General features: G+C 49.1%; 1 protein-coding gene and 1 pseudogene. Both read left to right on the top strand.

What is annotated here, in order from left to right; genetic code table 11:
* The first annotated feature begins 212 nt into the window (after positions 1-212).
* Positions 213-914: an iron-sulfur cluster assembly scaffold protein gene (locus tag ACQY26_RS01685; RefSeq protein ID WP_428047347.1), complete on the top strand. Its 702-nt coding sequence runs from the start codon at positions 213-215 to the stop codon at positions 912-914.
* A 20-nt stretch (positions 915-934) separates the two neighbouring features.
* Positions 935-1825 (top strand): annotated as a pseudogene (locus ACQY26_RS01680) (GGGtGRT protein); the annotation flags it as partial.

Raw genomic sequence — 1825 nt, 5'->3', positions numbered from 1 at the left:
CCCCCAACCCTCGGAACCGGAATCCGATGCTCTATCCATTGAGCCACCGGTGCATCTGCTTGACAGCCTGAATATTATAACAGGGTTTTGCCCGTTTGTAAAGGGGTGAAAATGGAAAAATTCCCGGGTTTTTTGACGAAAGCGGATTTAACAATGTTTTTTATTTATTGTAAAATATATATGCAATAGAATTTTTTTATACGGAGATAACAATGAGCTGCGAAAAATGCACCCCTCACGTTGATAATATGTGCTGCGTTTGCAAAGGCGCAAAACATAATCCGGCCCCTATCCCTGAAGAAGGAAAATGGGTCAATTCAAAACAAATTACCGATATCAGCGGCCTCACGCACGGCGTGGGCTGGTGCGCACCCCAGCAGGGCGCGTGCAAACTTACGCTTAACGTAAAAAACGGCGTAATCAAAGAAGCTTTGGTTGAAACTTTAGGCTGCTCCGGCATGACTCACTCCGCCGCTATGGCCGCGGAAATTTTACCGGGCAAAACCATTCTTGAAGCTTTAAATTCAGATTTGGTCTGCGACGCAATCAACACCGCCATGAGGGAACTTTTCCTTCAAATCGTTTACGGCAGAACGCAGAGCGCGTTTTCCGAAGACGGCTTGCCGGTAGGCGCCGGTATGGAAGATTTGGGCAAAGGCTTACGCTCCCAAGTCGGCACGATGTACAGCACCGAAGCCAAAGGCCCCCGCTATTTGGAAATGGCGGAAGGCTATGTTCTTGAAATCGGCCTCGATAAAAACAATGAAGTCATCGGCTACAAATTTGTAAATTTGGGCAAAATGATGGAAGCCATCAAAAAAGGCGAAGATCCTAAGACCGCCTTTGAAAAGAACGTCAATTCTTACGGCCGCTTCAATGAAGCCGTCAAAACCATTGACCCGCGCAAAGAGTAACCACGGAGGAGATTAATAATATGATTACATTTGAAGGTTATGAAAGAAGAATTGATAAAATAAACGCCGCTTTGAAAGAGAACGGCATCGCCTCTTTGGAAGAAGCCAAAAAGATTTGCGACGATAAAGGCATTGACGTAGAAAAAATCGTAAAAGGCATACAGCCCATCGCTTTTGAAAACGCCGTCTGGGCTTACACCGTCGGCGCGGCTATCGCCATTAAAAGCGGAGTGAAAACCGCCGCCGAAGCTGCCGAAAAAATCGGCGTAGGCTTGCAGAGCTTCTGCATCCCCGGCTCCGTCGCGGATCAGCGCGAAGTCGGCTTGGGCCACGGCAATTTGGCCGCCATGCTTTTGCGCGAAAACACCAAATGCTTCTGCTTCTTGGCCGGCCATGAATCTTTTGCCGCCGCGGAAGGCGCAATCGGTATCGCCAGAACAGCCAATAAAGTAAGAAAAGAACCGCTTAAAGTAATCCTTAACGGTTTGGGCAAAGACGCGGCTTATATCATATCCCGCATCAATGGTTTTACCTTTGTTGAAACCTCTTACGATTATTATACCGGCAAACTTACGATTGTAAGCGAAAAAGCTTTCTCCGAAGGCGATAAAGCCAAAGTAAAATGCTACGGCGCGGACGATGTAAACGAAGGCGTCGCAATTATGAGGCATGAGGATGTGGACGTTTCAACCCCACCCGCTTCCAGCACCCGGTAGCCGGCACCTATAAAAAATGGGCCACCGAGCACGGTAAGAAATACTTCTCCGTAGCTTCCGGCGGCGGTACCGGCAGAACGCTTCACCCGGATAATATGGCCGCCGGCCCCGCCTCTTACGGCATGACCGACACCATGGGCCGTATGCACGGTGACGCTCAGTTTGCAGGTTCTTCATCCGTTCCCGCCCACGTCG

Origin of the sequence: Candidatus Proelusimicrobium excrementi, from assembly GCF_937881865.1 — a bacterium.
Classification (GTDB): Bacteria; Elusimicrobiota; Elusimicrobia; order Elusimicrobiales; family Elusimicrobiaceae; genus Proelusimicrobium; species Proelusimicrobium excrementi.
Note: the sequence above shows the minus strand (reverse complement) of the source record. Positions and strands in the feature narration are given on the sequence as shown.

Coding starts and splice junctions, on each gene's coding strand:
- ACQY26_RS01685 (WP_428047347.1), top strand. CDS start 213: ATGAGCTGCGAAAAATGCACCCCTCACGTTGATAATATGTGCTGCGTT.